This is a genomic window from Propioniciclava sp. LT294, assembly GCF_059516005.1.
Genome location: NZ_JCAKNG010000010.1, coordinates 62,358 through 83,914, shown reverse-complemented (window position 1 = coordinate 83,914; position 21,557 = coordinate 62,358). Strand labels below are relative to the sequence as shown.

Here is a 21,557-nt window from a genome sequence, read left to right as displayed (position 1 = left end):
GGTTCCATCGGGCTCGCAGAAGGGCCACCCGCCGGCCCGTCCCGCACGAGGAGGAGATGACGTGAGCAACGATTCCGACGAATTCGCGCCCGACGACGAAGGCGTGGGTGACGGCAGCGAGGCCCAGTTCGAGGTGCCGGACGACCCGTCCGCCCTGGACGGTGCGGCTCCCGCACCGGAGGAGGGTGCGCGGCCCGAGGCGTCCGGTCGTGAGGCCGCTCTGGAGGCGCAGCTGTCCGAGCGGACCGCCGACCTCCAGCGCCTGCACGCCGAGTACGTGAACTACAAGCGTCGGGTCGACCGTGACCGCGACGTGGCGCGACTCAAGGGCGTCGAGTCCGTCGTCAAGGACATGCTGCCGGTCGTGGACGCCATCGAGGCGGCCGAACAGCACGAGGAACTCGACGGCGGGTTCCGGCTCGTGGTGGAGGCACTGCAGAAGGTGTTCGCCAAGCATGGACTCGTCGTGTACGGCGAGGTCGGCGAGGAGTTCGATCCGCACCGGCACGAGGCGCTCATGCACATGCCGATCGAGGGCGACCACACCACGACCGTCATTTCGGCGGTCCTCCAGAAGGGCGTCCAACTGGGCGACCACGTCATCCGGCCCGCTCGCGTGGGCGTCGCCGAGCCCAACTGATTCCGAGCACTGTTCGCAACCACTGAGAGGAGGCGCCGATGAGCACCAAGGACTGGCTTGAGAAGGACTACTACAAGGTGCTGGGCGTCTCCAAGGACGCCAAACCGGAGGAGATCAAGAAGGCGTTCCGCAAGATCGCCCGCGACAACCACCCGGACCAGAACCCCGGAAACGCCAAGGCGGAGGCGAAGTTCAAGGAGGCGTCCGAGGCCAATTCGGTGCTGTCCGATCCGAAGAAGCGCAAGGAGTACGACGAGCAGCGGTCGCTGTTCGGCAGTGGCTTCCGGTTCCCGGGCGCGGGGGGGACCCGCCCTGGGGGCTACGGGGCGACGACCGGACCCTCCATGGAGGACCTGTTCCGCAACGCCACGGCCGGCGACCAGAACATCTCCGACCTGTTCGGGGGTCTGTTCGGCGGCACCACCACGCGTCGTTCGCCCCGCAACCCGCGCCGCGGTACGGACATCGAGGGTGAGGTCACCATCGACTTCACCCAGGCCGTCGAGGGGACGACCGTCTCGATGCAGACGGTGTCGGACGCCCCGTGCCCCTCGTGTCGTGGGACCGGGGCCAAGGCCGGGACGGTGCCGAGGGTGTGTCCCACCTGCCAAGGGTCGGGCATGAAGGAGTCGCAGACGTCGTCGGGCTTCGCCATCGCCGAGCCGTGCCCGGACTGCCGGGGGCGTGGCCTGATCGTCGAGGCCCCGTGCCCGGACTGCAGCGGCTCCGGCCGCGCGCGCTCCACCAAGACCATGCAGGTCCGTGTGCCGGCCGGGGTGACCGACGGCCAGCGGATCCGCATCAAGGGCAAGGGTGGAGCGGGGGAGAACGGCGGCGCCCCCGGTGACCTGTACGTGCTGGTCAACGTGCGTCCGCACAAGCTGTTCGGCCGCAAGGGTGACAACCTCACGCTGGATGTCCCGGTCTCGTTCACCGAGGCCGCCCTGGGTGCCGACATCGAGGTGCCCACGCTCCAGGGCCCCCGGGTCCGACTGCGTGTCCCCGCCGGGACGCCGAACGGGCGCACCTTCCGGGTGCGGGGCAAGGGTGTTCGCAAGAACGACGGCGAGTCCGGTGACCTGCTGGTGACCGTGACCGTCGATGTACCCGCCACCTTGTCGCCGGACGCCGCGGAGGCGCTGAAGCGCTACGCGGACGTCCTGGGCGCCGGCAACCCGCGCGCGGGTCTGTTCAGGTGAGCGGCATGTCGGACTTCCTGCCCGCGCGCCTGGACGTGGATGCGCCCCTGTTCACGGTCACCGTGGCGGCCCGGTTGGCCGAGATGCACCCGCAGACACTGCGTGGCTACGACCGCCTCGGCCTCGTGGTCCCCCAGCGGGCCAAGGGCCGGGGCCGCCGGTACACCCTGCGTGACGTGGCCAGGTTGCGCCACATCCAAGTGCTCTCACAGGAGGAGGGCATCAACCTCGAGGGCATCCGCCGCATCCTCGACCTCGAGGCCCAACTGGACGATGCGCAGGGCCAGATCGTCCGCTTGGTCGAGATCATCCAAGCCGCCCAGGCCGGTGGCGAGGGCACTGTTTCCCGGACCTTCACCGCCGGTCACGGGACCGTCCACCTCGGCCGCACGGTCCGCTCCCGGTCTCCCCGGGCGCTGCCTCCGTCAGTGCTCTGACCCCAGCCCGCCCTGAAGAGGGGTGGCGCCCGCAACTTTGTGCAACCTGAGGGAAAGTTGAGCGAAAAGCGCACGTGTAATTCGCTCCAATGCTCTGTACTTGCGGCCGTCTCGGTGCCACGGTGGTCGCAGCACGTTTCGCCTCTAGTTCGGAGCACCCCCGTATGGCTGCGTCGCCGCCGGCCTTGCCCACCCCCCGTGGTGGCGATGCTGCGCGACGCTCGCACGGACGAACGCTGCTGAGGGGCGTCGCGCTCGTCACGTCCTTCGCGCTGACCGCCGGGATGCTCCTGTCCGGGACGGGGCGGGCGATGGCGGCCCCCCCATCGCCCCACGAAGCCGCCGACGCGGCCGCCGCGGAGCCAGTTCGGGACGGGGCACCCCTCGCCCCGGTCGCGGCGGAGCCCCTCGTGCTGCGGGAAGCCGACGTGGTGGTCCTCCAGTTCTTGCCGGCATCCGAAGCCCGGGCCCAGATCGACCGCGTGCTGGCGGCCCGGGAGGCCGAGGTACGCCGGGCCCAGCGTGTACGCCAGCAGGCGGCGGCCCACACCGTGCGCGTCCAGAAGCAGGCCGCAGCCCAGCAGCAGCGCCAGGCGCAGGCGGCCCGGGAGGCTCGGGCGGCCCAGCAGGCCAAGGCCGAGGCAGATGCCCGGCTGCAGGAGGCCCTGGCCGCGCTGGCCAAGGCGCTCTCCACCAGCCAGTGCACCACCGTCGGTGGCAGCGGCGGGACCCAGGCGTCCATCTCGTGCCCCATGGCCGACGGCGAGCAGGCCGGCATCTCCGGTGATGAGCAGGTGTCGGTGGTGACGCCTGCGACCGACACGGAGCCCGCGGCGACCGCGGACGGGTCGCCGGGGATGACCGCCGCCAGCCTGCCCGACACGCCCGTGACCGGCGCCGAACTCTCCTCCGCCGAACTCTCCTCCGCGCTCGCCCAGGCGAAGTCGGAGTGGACAGAGGCCGGCGCTGACACGTCCGGCATCAACGCGTCCGTCACCGACTTGGCGGGGGCAGGGCTGGGCTCGGCCTCCGGCCGATCGCTCGTGGTCGACGTGGACGCCGCCGGGTGGGGTTGGTCCTCGATGAGTCTGATGACCGTGGTCCGCCACGAGGTCGGCCACGCGTTGGGCCTGGACCACATGGGGTCCGGACTCATGAACGACACCCTCTCCCCGGGCGAGGCCCACGGGGTCAGCGCGTCGCTGCTGCCCCAGCCGGAGCCGGCGGCGGAGACCGTGGTGGAAACCGCCGTGGTCGAGACCGTGGTTCAGCCCGCAACCTCGGAGGCCACGGCCACGGAGCCGGTGGTTGAGCCTGCGGTGGTTGAGCCTGCGGTGGTTGAGCCTGCGGTGGTTGAGCCTGCGGTGGTTGAGCCTGCGGTGGTTGAGCCTGCGGTGGTTGAGCCTGCGGTGGTTGAGCCTTCGGTGGTCGTCGAGCCGGTGGTCGTCGGTCCGGTCTGGCGTCTGGACGGCTCCACCGCGACCCTGGTCCTCCCCGCCGGGACCATCGGCAACGGAACGGTCAGCTACGACAGCGCGGCCGGGCTCCTGGTCTACGCCACCTCCGACATGGTCGTGACGACGCCGGCGACGGGAGTCGTGTCCGTCCTCGTGCAGGGCGGCACGGCGGCCTCCTCCGTGACGGTCGACCTCCGCGGACTGGGCGACGGCTCCCCGGCCGACCTGGTCATCGACGGTGCGCCCGGCACCCTCACCGTGATCGGCAGCGGAGCGCCGCTGGTTCTCGGAAGTGACACGTCGCGCCTCGCCCACCTGCTGCTCACCGGACTGCGCGCGACCCTCTCGTTCACAGCCCCCCGTTTGGCCGCCGTGCTCGAGGCCGGCGACGGCACCGTCACGCTGACGGGTGAGATCCGGTTCACCGACACCGGGGCCGACCTCACGATCCGCGCACGGACCATCCGGGTCACCGAGGACACGACGATCGACACCCGCGGTGCGGGCCGGTCGGGCGCCATCACGCTGCTCGCCACCGATGATCGTGCGGACGGCGCCGCCGCGTCCGTCCGGGTCACGGGCGCGGCCCTGCTCGGCGGGTCCGTGACGCTGTCCGCCGAGGCCGTCTCGCGCGCGTCCACCGAATTCGCCTCCAGGGCGAGCGCGCAGGCGTCCGTCGTCCTTCGCGACTCCCGCGTCGAGTCCTCCGGTCCGGTCAGCCTGCGTGCGTCCTCCGACGCCGCGGGCTCGATCTCCGTGACCGCCGGTGCGCCGATGGCCGCCGTGAGTGCGGCGATCGCCGCGCTCACCCTGGCCAGCTCCGCCGCGGCCTCGGTCGAGGGTGCGACCACGATCCACACCCCCGGTGTCCTGTCGGTGACCGCACGCAACCGGACCCACGTCGTCACTGGCGCGGCGGCCGGTGCCGGCCTGGCCACCGCCAGCGTCGACCGGCTGACCCGTGCGCGGATCTCCGGCGCCCCCTCCGCGTCCATCACGGCGGCGGACGTCCTGGTGGACGCCTCGGCCGAGGGTCGGCTCACGGTCACGGCGTCCGGCATGGGCGGGGCCCTTGCCGCGGACACACTCGGGGTCCTCGATCCGACCCACGCCGCAGCGATCCAGCAGATCGCCCCGGCCATGGGGAGCCTGGCCCTCGGCCGGCTCCGCGGCCTGACGTCGGCGTCCGTGTCGGGGGAGGGGACCCTGACCACCGACGTCCTCCACATCGCCGCCACCTCGCGTGACGACGCGCACGTCACGGCCGACGGCGACGGCCGCGCGGGGGTCGCCGCCCTGGTCTCGAACACCGGCGCGTCCGCCACCCTCGAGGGGGACCTCGCCCTCACCGTGACCGACGTCACGCTGGCGGCCCACTCGACCGATGGCGCCTCGAGCCATGCCGACGGCACGCCCGGCTCGGCGCTGCTCGTGTCGTACGTGACGACGGGAGCGACCGTGGGCTCTGGAACGCCCCTGGTCCTCGCGGGCACCTTCGTGGTCGAGGCCGTCCAGCAGGCACAGGCGGACGCCTCGGCGTCCGGCCTGGCGCTCGTGATCGGCGAGCACCGGGTCGATGCCCAGGTGCTCCGCGGCGTCCGGGCCGACGGGATCAGGGTCGCAGCGACCGGCACATCCCGCTCCTTCGCGGACGCCGTCGCGGCCACCGTGCCCGCAGCGCCGCTCTCCGCAGCCCTGCTCACCGCGGCCGCCCTTCGCGCCGCTTTCACCGACGCACCGGTGACGGACGCCATGGCCGTCGTCGCGGGTGCCCGGCCCCTCGCGGTGACCGCGGTCAACATCCTCACCGCCCAGGTGTCGGTGCTGGTTCCGGCCGGCGGTCCGTTGTGGTCCGGCGGCCCCGCCAGCCTGCTCGCGGTCACCGCCGGGGTCGCCGCGGCCCACGCCGGGAGCAACGATCCCGGTGCCACCGTCCCCGCGCTGGCCGTCAACCTGGCCAGGTTCAGCAGCCTCGTGCAGGTCAACGCTCCCGTCATCGCCGACGGCGAGTTGACGATCCGGGCCGGGCGTGGCCCCCCGGCGGACGACGCCGACTCAACCGCCTCCGTCCCCTCCACCCCCCGCGGCTCGACCGCCGTCAACCTGGTCACCCGAACCACCACCGTCGAGCAGGCCGCTCCGGCCCCCACCACCGTCGAGCAGGCCCCTCCGGTTCCCCCGGGCGCAGTCCTCGTCACCGCAGCCCTCGGCGGTACCCTCAGCGCAGGCGCCGCCACCCTCACCTTCGCCCCCGGCTCCCTCCCCTCGGACGCGTGGGTCACCATCAGCCCTCGGGCCGCCGCCGTGGCCGGCCTCCGCACCGCCTCCTTGGTCTATGACCTGCGAGCCGTCGACGCACGCACCGGCGCGCAGATCACCACCTTCCGCATCGCCCCCGTGCTCACCGTGGTCGTGGCTGATGCGGCCGCGCGCATCTGGTACGTGGCGCCGGACGGCTCCGTGCAGGCGATCGACACGACAGCGGACCCGGCGGCGGGTGCCCTGCGAGCGAGCCTCCCGCACTTCTCCGACTACGTCGCGGGCTCGCCGCTGGCGACCGTCGTCGAACACATCGCGGCGATCCTGCAGCAGCACCTCGCCGACACCGGTCCGGTCACCCACGTGTTCGGCGACCTCACCCTCTCCAACGCCCTCACGCTCACTGGCTGGACGCTGACCTTCGCCGTTCCCACGGCCGGTTCGGGGGATGGTCTCTACAACGGCTCCGTCGCCCTGACGGGCGGGCTGGCCCTGGACCTCACGGTCGGCTCCTCGCGGCTCACCGCTGCGGCGACCCTGGCCGCGAGCTACGTGCTCAGCGATGACGCCCTCGACGCCGGCGTCCTCACCCTCACGGTCACCGGACTCGACATCCGGGTCTTCTCCGGCACCACCGAGGTGGCCGCCTTCACCGCAGCCCAGGCGGTGGTCAGCCAGTCCGCGGCGGACGTCACCATCACGGCGAGCACGGTCACCGGCAGCTTCGGGGCCGCCGACGAGCTCACCCTGTCCGCCGGGAGCCTGACGGTCGTCTCCCACGATGACACCGGCGACGTGTCCCTCAGCCTGGCCGGCGTGTCCGTCACCGTCGCCGGCAGCACCGGTGTCAGCCTCACCGGCGCCACCGTCACCTACGACGGCGCAACCGGGCTCACGGTGGCCGCGACCCTCGCCATCGCGGTCGGCACCCTGTCGCTGACCGGCCGGGCCACCATCACCCACACCGCCGCGGGGCTCAGCCTCGGGGTCACGGGCCTCTCCGCCACGATCGCGGCCACCGGGCAGAGCATCGTCGTCTCGGGCGGCTCCGGCACCCTCATCCTCGGCACCGCGGTCTCCGGCACGATCACGGCCACCCTCGTCACCACCGGCCACGTGAATGCCAGCCTCTCCGGCACCCTCACCTTCGGTGGCGGGGTGCTGCGCGTGGCACTGGCGGCGCGCACCCTGGTCCTCGACCTGGGTGGCGGGCTGACCGTCTCCGATGCCGTCGTCGGTCTCGTGCTGAAGGTCACGTCGACGGCGACCGCGTTCGCGCTGGACGCCCGCGGCAACGTCGCGCTGACGGGCTACGCGCATGTCCTGGTGCGCGGTGCGTTCGTCGCCCGGATCAACGGCTTCGATGCCCCCTTCACCGAGACGATCCCGTTCGCCGACGGTTCGGGCGACCTCACGATCGCGTTCACCACCGGCCAGGTGGCCAGCGGCACCGACCCCCACGTGTCGTTCAGCGGCCTCGACCTGACGGTCACGGTGCTCGGCCAGCAGTTCACCGCCGACCTCGGGTTCACCCGCACCGGCACGGGCTTCACGGTCACCGTCGCCAACCTCGGCCTCCGGTTCACCGACGGCGGCGTGCCCCTCGCGTCCTTCACCGGCGGGACCGGCTCGCTCACCTTCGTCGACACGACCGCCGCGATGACCGCGACGCTGTCCGGCACGCTGGCGATCACCGTCCCCGGCCTCGCGTTCTCGGGTGCCCTCAGCCTCGGCCTCAGCACCGTCAGCGGCAGCGAGTTCGTCCGCGTCACCGGCGGTCCGTTGAGCCTGATCGTCGGCGGCCAGTCGGTCAGCTTCACCACCATCACGCTCGCGCGCACGACGTTCGACGGCGTGACCAGCACCCGCATCCAGGCCTCGGGCGGCGCGGTCGCCATCAGTGCGGGAGCCACCTCCCTGCTGAGCGCCACCGGCATCGCGGGCGACCTGACGATCACGGCGTCCGGTGCGGCCGGCCGGCTCATCATCGGGACGTTGACCACCGCCGTCCCCGGCCTCTCCTTCGTCGGCCCCCTGCGCCTGGCCCTGAACACCGGAGCGGACGCGGCCGGAGACCTGCCCGCCGGGCCGTACCTGCGCGTCGAGGCGGGCGCCACCCTCAGCGTCGGCAGCATCAACCTCGGTGCCACGGTGACGGTCGAGCGCGGCAGCGGCGCGGACGGCGCGGTCGTCCTGCGTGTGGGAGTCACCAACGCCCTGGTGGACCTCGTGGCGGTGAGCCTCAGCAACGGGTCCGGTGTCCTGCTCGTCACATCGGCCGGGTTCGCCGCGAGCCTCACCGGAACGGTCGCCGTGGTGACGCCCGACGTCTCGCTCACCGGCACCCTTGTGTTGCAGGTGAACACCACGGGGTCCGACGTCGACACGACCATCGCCGTCGGTGGCGCGGACCAGAGCCTGGTGGTTCCGGCCGGTGCGACCAGCTACCTACGCTTCCACGGCGAGAATGTCCAGCTCACCGTGCTCGGCCAGCGCATCAGCGGCACGATCACCATCACCCGCTCCACCGACACCACCATCGCCGTCGCGGCCGGCTCGATGGATTTCGGCGACGGCGCCGTCACGCTGACGGGGATCACCGCCTCCTTGACCGTCACGACCTCCGGCGTGTGGGGCACCTTCACCGGGAGACCGTCGCTCGCCATCCCGGGGCTGTCGATCACCGCCACGACGTTCACCGTCGAGATCAACACGACGGCCGGCCTCCAGGGCGGGATCGACCCCCACACCCTCAGGGTGGGTGCCACGAGCCTCGCGGTCGCCTTCGCCGGCGTCACCGTCACCGGCGGGATCTGGGTGGAGAGGACCGCAGGGACCCTCAGCGTCGAGATCGCCGGCGGCACCGCCTCCCTCGGCCCCGTGGGGCTCACCTCGGTCAGCGGCAGCCTGATCGTCGAGCCCGGCGGCGTGGTCGGCGTGCTCAACGCGACGGTCACGCTGCCCGCGATCGGCGGCATCACCTTCGGCACCACGAGCTTCACCGTCCAGGTCAACACCACCCCCTCGCCGCGCACGGTTGCGGCCGTGGCTCTTCCGGCCGGTCCCTACCTGCGTGCGTCCATGCCGGGGCTCGTGGTCACCGTCGGCTCGAAGGGCAACCTCACCGCGGACGTCGCGATCACCCGCTCCGGCACCGGGCCCACCGCCGAGACCGTGATCGGCGTCACCAACGTCACCGCGACCATCACCGGCGGCGGCGGCCTCCATGCCGGTCAGGGCGTGCTCATCATCCGTGCCGGTGGCATCGCGGGCTTCATCTCAGGCCAGGCGTCCGCGGGCGGAAGCGGCGTGAGCATCGAGGGCTCCGTCCTGCTGCAGGTCAACACCATGACCACCGCCATCGACACCGTCGTCGACGTGGGGGGCACCCCCGTGGTCCTCAAGATCGCCGCGGCCCCGGCAGCCGGCGACCCGTTCTTCAGCCTGTCCGCCTCCGACGTCTCCGTCACCATCGGCGACTTCGTCACGATCGAGGGCAGCATCACCTACAGCGACGCCCTCGTCGGCGGCGCCCCCGCCCAGGTCTTCGCGGGCAGGGGCCTCACGATCTTCCTCGGCCGCGGCCCCGCGTACACGAGCGATGGCAGCATCAACCCACTCGCCGTCGGCGTGCTGCTGACCGACGCCACCGTCGGCGTGGTCCAGGTCGGCGCCGGACACGCGCTCGTGGCCTCGGGCACCGTGCGCCTCATCGGCGTCCCCGGCGTGACGCTCACCGGCACCACGAGCGTCCGGATCAACACCACCGGGCAGGCCGTCAGCGCGACGATCGAGATCCCGGGGAGCACCGAGCCCGGCGTCGTGGTGACCTTCGCCGCACCTGCCCAGCCCGGTGACCAGGTCAAGGAGTTCGTCGTGAGCGCCGCGACGCTCGCCTTCGCCGGACAGTCGCTGGCGGGCACGTTCTCGTTCGGCCGGACCACCGACGACATCACCCTGGGTGTGGCCTCCGGGGCCATCGCCCTCGGCGGCGCCGTCACCCTCGGCGCGGTCACCGGCGAACTCAGGGTGCGCCCCACCGGCATCGCGGGCAGCCTCGACGCCAGCCTCGACGTCCCCGCCGTCGGCCTCAACGTCGGCTCCGCCTCCATCGCTGTCAACACCAGCGCAGCCGCGGTCGTCGTCGGCTCGGTGACGCTGCCGGCCGGCCCGTACCTCCGCGTCGCGCTGACCCAAGCGACGCTCACGATCGCAGGGCAGGGCCTCACGGCCGACGTCGCGCTCGAGCGCCTCACCGCGGGTGGCGTCGCGACCACGATCATCGGGCTGGAGAACGTCGCGCTGTTCGTCGGCGACGACCGCGGGACCACGAGCGGCAGCCAGGCCGATCTCGCCGACGACCTCGGCGTGCGACTCACCGCCGGCTCCGGCCTCATCGTGCTCACCGACACCGGCGTCGCCGCACGCATCCGGGGTACGGTCAGCATCCAGCTCGGCGCCGCTGCCACCCTCACGGGGACCCTCGGCTTCGCGATCAACACCACTGCCGCCCGCGTGTCCACCTCCGTCGTCGTCGGCACCGAGAGCCGCAACCTCGACCTCGCCGCCGGCCCCTACGTCCGGTTCGAGGGGACGGGCCTCAGCCTCACCGTCCTGACGAGCCACGTCCTCACCGGGAACGTGTCCATCGAGCGCGTCACACCGCTCACCGCCAGCGGCACGCCCGACAGCACACGGACGATGCTGCGGATCGCGGCCACCGAGGTCGCCCTGAACCTCGACGGTTTCGCCAGCCTCACCCACGGCAGCGCCCTGCTGTTGCTGAGCGCCGCCGGCTTCGCGGGGCGGATCACCGGCGCGATCGCCCTGGCCGTCCCGCAGGTGAGCTTGTCGGGCGACATCGCGGTGGAGATCAACGCCACCGCCTCCCTCGTCAAGGAGTCGTTCACCATCGGCGGCGAGACCCTCGCCCTCGAACTGCCCGGGGGCGGTCCCAGCGGTTACGTGCGCCTCGCGGGCACCGGTGTCACCCTGACCATCGCCGGGCAGAGCCTGACCGCGGACGTCGTCGTGGCGAAGCAGGGCACCACCACGCGGCTCGAGGTTCGCAACGCCGCCCTGTCGCTGGGCGGCAACACCCCGCTGGTCAGTCTGACCCAGCCCGTGGCGGGGGAGACGGACGACGTCGCCTCCATCGTCCTGGACGTCGCAGGCGTCCACGGCGCGATCCGCGTCAACGTCTCCGTCGCCGTCCCCGGCGTGTCCATCACCGGCACCGCCACCATCGCCTTCAACACCACCAGCACGGCGCAGGCCGTCACTGGGTGGACGTCGCTCCCGGCCGGCCTGCTGCGCCTCGGCGGCCAGGGTCTCACGGTCTCCGTGCTCGGGCAGAGCCTCACCGCCGACGTGACGCTCGAGCGCCGCACCACCACGTCCGGGGCCGTCGTCACCCGGATCGGGATCGCGAATGCCACCGTCCGCCTCGGTCCGCTCGTCGCCCAGAACGGCACCGGCCTGTTCATCGTGTCGAGCGCGGGCCTGGCGGGCACCCTGAGCGTCGCGATCGACGCCACCGCGGCACCGTTCACGCTGGCCGGCACCGTGACACTTCAGGTCAACACCACCACCGCCCGGTTCACCGAGGCCCTCGTCGTCGGATCCGGCACCGTCGCGATCGACGTCCCGGCCGGGCCTTACCTGCGCCTCGCGGGCACCGGCGTCACCCTGGGCATCCTCGGTCAGAGCCTGAGCGGCGACGTCGCCGTGGAGCGGACCACCGCCGCGGGCGCCGACACCCTGCTGGGAACCGGCGACGACACCACGCTCACGCGCGTCGGGGTCGCGAACGCGCAGCTGACCCTGGCAGCGGGCACGGCCGCGGTTGCGCTCACCGGCGGCACGGCACTCTTGGTGCTCCCGTCGGCCGGAGGGCTGGCGGGCAGCATGTCCGGCTCGGTGGCGCTCACCGGTGTCCCGGGTGTCGCCATCTCGGGTGCGCTCACCGTCCAGGTCAACACCACCTCCGCCCCGGTGAGGGAGACCCTCCGGGTCGGTACCGTCAGCGTCAGCATCGACCTGCCGGCCGCCAGTGGGCCCTACGTGCGGTTCGCCGGCGCAGGCCTGTCGCTCGTCGTGGCCGGACAGACCCTCACCGCCGACCTCACCATCCTCAAGAGCGGCAGCGCCCTCTCGGTGACGGTGGCGAAGGGCACCCTTGCCTTCGGTCCGGCAGGGTCCCCCCTCGTCAGCGCCACCGCGATCAACGGCACCCTCACCGCGACCGGCGCCGGCATCGTCGGCTCCCTGGGCGCCACCGTGGTGATCAGCATCCCCGGCGTGAGCCTGACGGGCACCGTGGCCGTCGCCGTCGACTCGGCCGCGGGCACCCTCGCCGCCGACGTCACCGGAGCGAGTCTCACCATCGCCGAGCAGAGCCTGGGCGCGACGAAGGTCAGCGTGCGCCGCACGGCCACGGGCGACGTGTCACTGGTCGTGGACAACCTCACCCTGAGCCTCGGCACGTTCGTCGCGGTCACCACCGCGCACAACTGGGACGGTGCCCTGCTCATCACCGCGCAGGGCGTGGCGGGTGCGTTCAGCGGTGAGCTCAGCGTCGTCATCGACGGGCTCGCGACCCCCGTCTTCGATCTTCCCGGCATCACCGTCGCGGGCAGTGTGCGCTTCGCCGTCAACACCACGCCGGCGGCCGTCAGGCGCACGGACCTCGGCATCGACGTGCCCGCAGGCTCGTTCCTGCACGTCGCGATCACCGGTGGCTCGCTCGCCATCGCCGGCGGACCCACGTTCTCCGGCAGCTTCCTGCTCAGCACGAGCGGCTCGGACACCGTCATCGCCTTCACCGGCGTCTCGGTCACCCTCGGCACGGGGTCCAACGGGTTCAGTGTCACGGACGGCCGGGGCGCCTTCCTGCTCATCGACGGCACCGGGCTGAGCGGCGGTGTCGCCGGCCTCTTCACCGGTTCCGTCGCGGTCGCCGGGGGAGGGTTCCAGGCCGGCGCCGAGATCAGCGTCCGCTACAACGGCACCGACCAGGCCCTCAACCGGACCTTCAGCGTGGCCGGCGTCGAGATCCCGATCCTGTTCGTCGTCTCCGACGACGGCAACCCGGCCAACGACGAGATCGCCACCACCGCCGGCCCGTTCGTCGCGGGCTCGATCACCGGCGGCCTGAAGTTCGGCGACTTCGTCGAGATCAAGGGCACGCTGAACTTCGGCGGGGACCCGTCGGTGGCGGACCTGACGATCTTCGTCGGGCAAGGTCCCGGGTTCCTGGCGGACGGGTCGATCAATCCGCTGGCCAAGGGTGTCCTCATCACCAACGCGAACGGACACATCGGTGGATCCGGCGCGTCCCGGTACTTCGCGATCAGCGGAACCGTCCAGCTCGTCGGGTTCACCGGCCTCACGCTGGCCGGCACCCTGCAGGTGCTGTACAACGAGACCAGCGTCGAGCAGGTCCTGGGCAGCGGCGACTCCGCCGTCACGATCGCCGAGGGTGCCGCGGGCGCGCCGTTCATCCTGGTCGTCGGCGACCTCACCCTCGGCGTGGCGGGGCAGAGGCTGACCGGCACGTTCGCCATCGACACGCTCGCCGGCGCCGGCCTGAGGTTGACGTTCGGCACCTCCGCCCGCGACGGCGGCACCCCGCTCACCCTCGACCTCGGCGACGGAGTCGTCGTGGCCACCGTGCCCTCGGGTGAGCTGGAACTGACCCCCGCCGGGCTGGCGACCGTGCTGACCGCGACCCTCACCCTCAACGCGGGCGGCGGGTTCACCCTCACGGGCGCCATCGGGCTCCAGATCAACACCACCACCGCGGTGCGTACCCTTCAGGGCATCGCCTTGGCCGCCACCTCGCTGAGGGTGCAGGTCGGAACCCTCGCGGCTCCCGCCACGCTGATGATCAACGGGCAGGAGCTGAAGGGCGTCTTCCTCTTCACCCAGATCCTCGGCCCCGTCGCCCCGGGCGCCCCCCCGGGCACCGTCCCGCCGAGCAAGGCCGTGATCGTCGGCTCGGCACTCAGCCTGACCATCGGCACCGCGACGGCGGGTGTGAAGCTGTCCGACGGGTCCGCCCTGTTCGTCCTCAGCGACGGTGGCCTGGCCGGACGCGTGAGCGGCACCATCACCTTCCTCATCCCGGCCGGCATCGCGCGCTTCGGCGGCACCTTCACCGTGGCCGTCAACTCCGGGGTCGCGGTCAACGAGACCCTCACGCTCGACGGCACGACCGTCGTCCTCAACCTCCCCAGCGGCCCGTACCTGCGCGTGGAGGGCACGGGCGTCGCGCTCGAGGTGGCCGGGCAGCGGATCACCGGCGACTTCACGTTCACCCGACAGGGCACGTCGCCCACCTTCACGACACTGGTCACGCTCAAGAACGCGCGCGCCGCCTTCGGTGACGGCACCACGGAGTTCGCCGTGTTCACCATCACGGCAGGCACGTTCGCGATCGACGCGGCCGGCGTCACCGGCACCGTCAGCGGCACCGCCGCGCTCGCAGTGCCCGGCGTCGGCCTGACGGGGAACTTCGCCATCACCCTGGCCACCGCCACCAGCACCATCACGGTCACCATCAGCTCGGTGCAACTCACCGTCGGCGGCGTCGTGCTCAGCGGCGGCAGCCTGGTGTTCTCGCAGGCGACGGTGGGCGGCGCCAAGGTCGTCACCGTCGCGGTCACCGACCTCACGGCGAACTTCGGCGCCCCGATCAACACGCTCACCTTCAACGGCGCGTTCCTGATCGGCCGTGCCGGGTTCGCGGGCAAGCTCACGCTGGCGGCGAGCCCCATCGACCTCGGCGGCGGCCACACCGTGGCCACCACCAACCTGCGCCTCGAGATCAACCGCGCCACCCAGGCCGTCGCCCTCGCCGACGGCAGCACCCTGCCGGCAGGACCCTACCTGCGCATCGTGGGCGAGAGCATCGACGTGCAGCTCGGCGACATCAAGCTGACCGCCTCGCTCGCCTTCCAGCACGCCGCGAACTCGGTCGGCGCCACGCGCACCGTCATCGTGGTCGCCGGCGGCAGCGTGCAGCTCGGCAGCGACCCGGCGATCCTCACCGGCGTCGACGGCATCATCGTCCTGACCTCGTCCGGTATGGCGATGAGCCTCGCCGGCACGCTCGTCCTCGGCTCCCTGCTGCCCGACGGCGTCACCATCTCCGGCGCCTTCTCCCTGCAGATGAACCAGGCCACGGCGCCCGTCAAGGAGAGCGTCACCGTCGGTGGGCGCACCGTCGCGCTCGACCTGAAGGAGGGCTCGTTCGTGCGGGTGGGCGGCAGCGGCATCACGATCGCCTTCAGCGGACAGTCGCTCACCGGCGACGTCGCGTTCCAGCGCTCCGGCACGACCACGACGATCGTGCTGGCCAACATCAACCTCAGCATCGGCGACGGCGTGCTCGGCCTCACCGGCGGCGCCGGAACCCTGACGCTGGGCGCCACCGGCGTGGCGACGACGGCCGCCGGAATCGTCGGCACCGTGTCGCTCAACGTTCCGGGCGTCTCGGTGACCACCCAGATGAAGCTGGTCATCGACACCACGCCCGCGACGTCCAGGTTCGAGGTCAGTGCCACCGGTCTCGTCCTGAACCTTGCAGGGCAGCAACTGCGGGGCGACTTCACCTTCGCCCAGGCGGGCACCGGCGCTGCGCGGGTGGTCAAGGTGACCGCGCTCAACGTCACGCTGTTCCTCGGCGACGTCGGAGCCAACGGAGTCGTGGACGGGCCGGTCCGGATCGACGACGTGGGCCTCAGCCTCACCGGCGGCTCCGGGGTGTTCCTCCTCACCTCCGCAGGCTTGGCCCTCGACGTCACCGCCAATGTCGACCTCGTGGGGCTCGGGCACGTTCCCTTCACGCTCAACGGCGGCCTCACCGTCAGGCTCCAGGTCAACACGGGCCCGGCCCCCGTCTCCACCTCGCTGGGGGCCACCAGCATCACCTTGCCCGGCGGCCGGTTCGTCCGCGCCTCGATCACGGGCGGCGTCACCGTCTTCGGACAGAGCATCACCGGCACGTTCATGGTCGAGCAGGCCACCGGTGCCGGCACGGACCGCATGCTCGGTACCACCGACGACATCCGGATCCTGCGCATCGCCGCGACCAACGTGGCCCTGTTCGTCGGCGACAACGGCGGCACGGACACCGACCTCACCGACGACATCGGCCTGCGGCTCAGCGGAGGCACCGCTCTCCTCGTCCTCACTCCCGAGGGCTTCGCGGGCACGATCTCGGCCACCGCCGCGATCCGCCTGGGTGACGGCCTGACGGCCAGCGCCGTGGTGGGCGTCGAAATCAGCGACATCCGCCGGGTGGTCAACAGCAAGACCGTCGGCGTCGCCGTCGACGAGGCGTTCGAGGTGGGTGGGGAGACGCTGCGGCTCGCCCTGCCCGCAGGGCCGTACCTCAAGGTCACGGCCACCCGGATCAACCTGACCATCGCCGGCCAGACCCTCACCGCGGACGTCTCGTTCGAGAAGTCCACCGGACCGGGCGCCGACGGCACCCTGACCACCACGGGCGACAACGTCGAGAGCACCAAGATCCGCTTCGACAACGTCGGGCTCCGCCTCGGCACCGGCGACCGCGACCTCATCGTGGTGAGCAAGGGTTCCGGCGCCTTCGACATCGTCGGCAAGGTCGCCGACCCGGCGAGCAAGGGCGGGGTCGCGGGCATGCTGTCGGCCACCGTCGAGCTGTTCATCCCCGGCGTCACGTTCTCGGGAGTCCTCGAGGTCCGCCTCAACACGCTGACGGGCAGCCGCACCGTGAACACCGTCGTCATCAGCCCCGGCGTCACGGTGGCCGCCCACGACGTCTCGCTCGAGATCATGGGCCAGAAGCTCACCGGCGACTTCGCGTTCTCGAAGAACACGGTGACACAGGAGGTCACCCTGGCGCTCACGGACGTCTCCCTCCAGCTCGGCGACGGCAGCACCACCTTCGTCACCGCCACCGTCGCGTCGGGCCTCTTCGTGATCACGCGCACGGGCGTCGCGGGCGCGCTGGTGGCCGGCGTCACCGTCAACCCCGCCGCCTTGCCCAACGCGCTGGTCGCCGTCGACGTGGTGATCAAGGTCAACACCGGCACCACCCAGGTCACGCGCTCCGTGACGCTGAACGGCAGCACCGAGACCATCGACCTCGCCCCCGGCACGCTGCTGGTCCAGGTGGGCCTGCCCGGTAAGCCGGCCGCGGTCACGATCTTCGGCCAGGAGCTCTCGGGCGTGGCCGTGTTCGAGCAGCGCAAGACCGACTCGGGGGCGAAGATCGTGCGGATCGCGTTCACCGAGGTCTCCCTCTTCGTCGGCGACCCGGGGCCGACCAGCGCACTCACCGACGACACCGGCCTGCGCCTCACGGGCGGCCAGGGCGCCTTCATCATCACGCCCAACGGCACAGCCGGCGAGATCTCCGGCACGGTCGCCCTCGTCGGGTTGCCGCTCAGGATCTCGGCCAGGCTGACGCTGCAGCTCAACTCCATCCAGGTGGGTGGTCAGGGCGTCGTCGTCAACGAGGTCTTCCAGTTCGCCGGCGTGACGGTCGTCACCACCACGCAGGGCTCGGGTTCGGTCAAGGAGATCCAGGTCATCGACGTGCAGGCACCCTCGGGTACCTTCACCCTCTCCCTCGACGTCAACCTCAACGGTCGTATCGACGGCGGCGAGACCACCGCCGCGATCGCGGTGGGTGCCGCGGGCAGCGTCGTGGAGGCAGCGCTCGACGCCCTCGCGGGCGGCTCCGGCGTCGGCGTGACCGAGGTTCTCGACGGCTCGGTCGTCGTCGGCTACACCGTCACGTGGGGGAGCTTCGGCAACAAGGCCGCCCTCCAACCCAACATCCGGCTGCTCTCGCTGCCCAAGGGCCCCTTCCTGCGCGTCGCGGCCGACGACATCGCGATCACCTTCGTGATCAAGGACAACCCCGATCCGACGCCGGACGAGACGTTCCTCATCACCGCCGACTTCGCCTTCGAGCGCCTCGGCGCCGGCACGACCGCGATCACCCGCATCGCCTTGGCCGACCTCACCATGGCCGAGGGTCAGCAGATCGGCGCTGTCGCCGCGGCCGACAACCCCGGCATCGTCTCGGGCACCGGCTTCATCGTGATCTTCCCGGCGGGGTCCGACACCAACTCGGGTGCGCCGACCGTCACCACCGCCACCGGCGGCGTCGCGGGCATCATCACGGGCGAGGCGAAGAGCCCCGTGACCGGATTCACCGGTGGGGCCTCCTTGGGCTTCCGGTTCAACACGACGGGCGTTGCCGTCGCGCAGGCCATCGTGGTCGGCGGCGAGACCGTCAGCCTCAACGTCAGGGCCCCCCTCGCTTCGGAGACCACCGGCGTGTTCGAGTTCGTGGTGCAGAACCTCGACTTCAACTTCGGCGATCCCCCCATCCTGGAGATCCGGGCCGGCGAGTTCTCGGTCGACGGCAGCGGCAACTTCGACGGCACCGGACTCGAGATCTTCGTCGGCTCCGGCCCGTCGATGATCGACGGCGTCCTCAGCCCCAAGGCCATCGGTGTCCTGATCAGGAACGCCGCCGTGTCCTTCCGGAGCGACACCACCGGCTGGGCCCTGCGCGCCGCCGGCACCATCGCCCTGCTCGGCCTCGACGGGCTCGGCATCACCGGCACCGTCGCCTTCCAGGTCAACACCTCGACGTCGAACACCTTCTCGTCCATCGGGTCGCTGGGGGGCATGGTGGGTGCCATCGACCCCGGCAGCTTCAGCCTGAGCGTCCTCTCCGTCGTCATCACGGCGGGAGACATCGCCACCCTGAGCGGCAGCCTGCGGATCAGCCGCCAGCCGAACGGCACGCTGGACCTCGCGCTGCTCAATGCGGTGGTCACCCTCACCGTCGACACGAAGACCGTGGTGAGCCTCGGCGGCTTCGCCACCTTCACGATCTCCCCGGTGGCGGGATTCCAACTCGGCTCGTTCCGGGTCACCACCTTCAAGCTGTTCCCGACCAGCCCGGTGCCGGCGCCGACCGAGACGTTCCCCGTGCTCGTCACCGGGAACCTCGTCACCCCGCTCCGGGGCGCCGTCGTGTCCTCCGCCGCGGCGATCATCGTCCGGTTCAGCACCACGTCCGGCCGCATTCGCACCAACTCGGTCAACGGCGACGAACTCGAGGTCACCCTCAGCGGCAGCGGAACGCCGCTCACGCTCGGCGCGCCGGTCCCGGTGTCCGGAAGTGCCAACACCTGGAGCTACGGCGTCGTCATCCCCGCCGGAACGGCGATCGTCAGCGTGCGCTTCAAGGCCGGCACCGTCATCGCGGAGGACTCCGGCAGCCCCTCGCCGTCCACCGAGGTGGGTACGCTGGTCGGCTCGGTCGAGCAGTTCTACACGTTCCAGGCCACTTCGACGCAACAGAAGCCGGGTCCGGTGGCGTCGCTCGCGGTCACCAGCATCAGCCAGGCGCAGCTCAACGCGCAGGGCTACCTCGACATCACCTACACCTCGCTCGCGAAGGACGACCAGGGCGCCCTGCTGCCCATCGACCAGGACTTCACCGCCAACGCGTCCGGTGCGCCGTTCACCCTCAGCGGGCAGGACGGCGACCTCAAGTTCGTCGCGGGCACCACCAGGCCGGAACTCGTCGGCTCCCCGATCATCGTGGCCGGACAGGCGGCCGGGTCCACGTCGGTCACCTTCCGGTACTTCCTCAAGGACCAGAACGCGGCCAACACCCTCGGCATGTTCACCGGCTCCGGCCCCATCACGATCCAGCTTGCCGGGGCCGCGGCCCGCAGCGGCACCGGCAGCACCGCGCTGACGAGCCAGGCCCAGACGTTGGTGCTCACGCTCGCGGGGAGCACCGTCGGCGAGGCCACCTCCGGCGGTCCCACGACGCTCGGCCCCCTCACGCTGCAAGGGCCCACGGTCGGGCTGGGCGGCTTCGGGTTCTCCGACGGCAAGCTCATCGTCTCCGTCATCCTCGGCGTACAGCGCGCCTCCCTCTCCTTCGGCGGCAACCCGGCGACCGGTGAGCGGTCGACGGCGCAGACCGACTCCGGCGTGACCGTCGACCTGCTCGGCCTGACGGGCTCGTTCGAGCTCGCCGTCAACGTCTTCGGGCTGCTGAGCGGCGACGTCGACATCACTGCCACCGGCAAGTGGGGGATCCAGGTCGCGGCCCTCGACGCGCTGATCCCGAACGTGGCGCGCCTGCAGGCCAACGGCGTCCGGTTCGGCTACGACCCGAAGGGGACCGCCGACCAGGAGATCATGCGGATCAACACGGCCACGATCACGTTCCCCTCCTTCGGGGTCACCGGGTCGCTGCGCCCGTACGACCCGTCGCGGGGCTCGAACATCAGCCGGAACAACGAGGAGGCGCTGGACGCGGGCCAGATCCCGGGACTCACGATCTACGGCGACGGCTTCCGGCTCGGTACCGCCGAACTCGCCTACGGCCTGCCGTCGACCCAGCCGGGGCAGACGCCCGACCCCCTCGCCCCCGCCCAGCCGGACAAGAAGATCACGCTCGGCAGCATCCTCGAGTTGGACGACATCCGCATCGGCATCTCGGGCCTCGAGGTCCGGTTCCCGGCCGCCGGCGCCAGCGGCAGCGCGGGCTTCACCGGCGTCATCCACATCGCCACCGGCGGAGCCAAGCTGTTCCCGGGCAAGCCCTTCGGTGCGACGCTGTCCGACCGCCTGACAGCCGACGACAAGCGGTTCGACGGCACCCTGGACGACGAGGCCTTCCGGATCGCGCTGACGTTCTCCGACGGCAAGGTCCAGGCGTTCCAGCTCACGGTCGACACCTTGGAGATCCGGCTGGGCACGTTCGTGACGTTGACCGCGCGCGACTTCCGCCTGGACACCGGTGCGACGGGTTCCGCCCTCATGGCCAGTTTCGGTGCTGTCGGCGCCAAGGTGACCATCGGCTCCCTGGCCCTCGCCGGCGAGGGCCGCAACTTCGCCATCACCGGTGGCGGCTCGTTCAAGGCACTGCCGGGCTTCGGCGTGTTCCTCTCCATCGGCTCTGCCACCGGCGACAGCTTCAAGTGGCCGTCGTTCCTGCCCGTCCGGATCGACGCGATCGGCATCCAGTGGGACGACGTCGAGAACGCCCCCGAGGACTTCGTCCTCATCCTGTCGGCCAGCGTCACCGGCATCCAGGGCCTCAGCGGCCCGCAGATCACCGGCGCCATCCAAGGCATCCGCATCCAGCCGTCGCTGCTCGCCGAGGGCAAGTTCCCCATCATCGGCATCGACGCGCTCGGTGTCAGCGTCAAGGGCACGATGTTCGGCGGCGAGGTGTCGGCCAGCCTGGTGGGCGGCATCCTCAAGCTCGACTCGCTCTCCAACATCATCGGCGTCTTCGACACCACCACCGCGGTGGCCCAGCGCGTGTTCTATGCCGGCCTCGAGGGCACGATCTCCATCGCCGGGCTCGCCGGCTTCGGGATCCGCCTCGGTCTGTCCGAACTCGGCCCGCTGCAGGTGTTCCTGTCGGTGAACGTGCCGGGCGGCATCCTGCTCGAGCCCAACTCCGGCCTCGCGATCAACGACTTCTTCGGCGGCGTCGAGTTCTTCACCACGCTCCCGACGATCG

At 71.5% G+C, this 21,557-nt stretch carries 4 protein-coding genes (1 of these 4 only partly in view); all 4 read left to right on the top strand.

Annotated features, from left to right (window positions below):
- Positions 1-61: 61 nt before the first annotated feature.
- Entirely contained in the window at positions 62-640 is a 579-nt protein-coding gene (locus tag AC5YDA_RS12420; protein ID WP_496189298.1) for a nucleotide exchange factor GrpE, read from the top strand.
- Positions 641-678: 38 nt separating this feature from the next.
- On the top strand, positions 679-1,839 hold the full coding sequence (gene dnaJ / locus AC5YDA_RS12415) for a molecular chaperone DnaJ (RefSeq protein ID WP_496189299.1): 1,161 nt from the start codon (positions 679-681) through the stop codon (positions 1,837-1,839).
- 5 nt (positions 1,840-1,844) lie between these two features.
- Complete coding sequence (locus AC5YDA_RS12410) at positions 1,845-2,276, top strand: heat shock protein transcriptional repressor HspR (protein WP_496189300.1); 432 nt, start codon at positions 1,845-1,847, stop codon at positions 2,274-2,276.
- A gap of 164 nt (positions 2,277-2,440) precedes the next feature.
- A protein-coding gene (locus tag AC5YDA_RS12405) for a hypothetical protein (RefSeq protein WP_496193038.1) crosses the window boundary here: on the top strand, positions 2,441-21,557 show its 5' portion. 18,008 nt of this gene lie beyond the right edge of the window; only the first 19,117 of its 37,125 coding nucleotides appear in the window; it begins with the start codon at positions 2,441-2,443; its stop codon lies beyond the right edge, outside the window.

What these genes read in the sequence shown, in the direction of transcription:
- AC5YDA_RS12410 (WP_496189300.1), top strand. Translation starts at nt 1,845, where the DNA reads ATGTCGGACTTCCTGCCCGCGCGCCTGGACGTGGATGCGCCCCTGTTC.
- dnaJ (WP_496189299.1), top strand. Translation starts at nt 679, where the DNA reads ATGAGCACCAAGGACTGGCTTGAGAAGGACTACTACAAGGTGCTGGGC.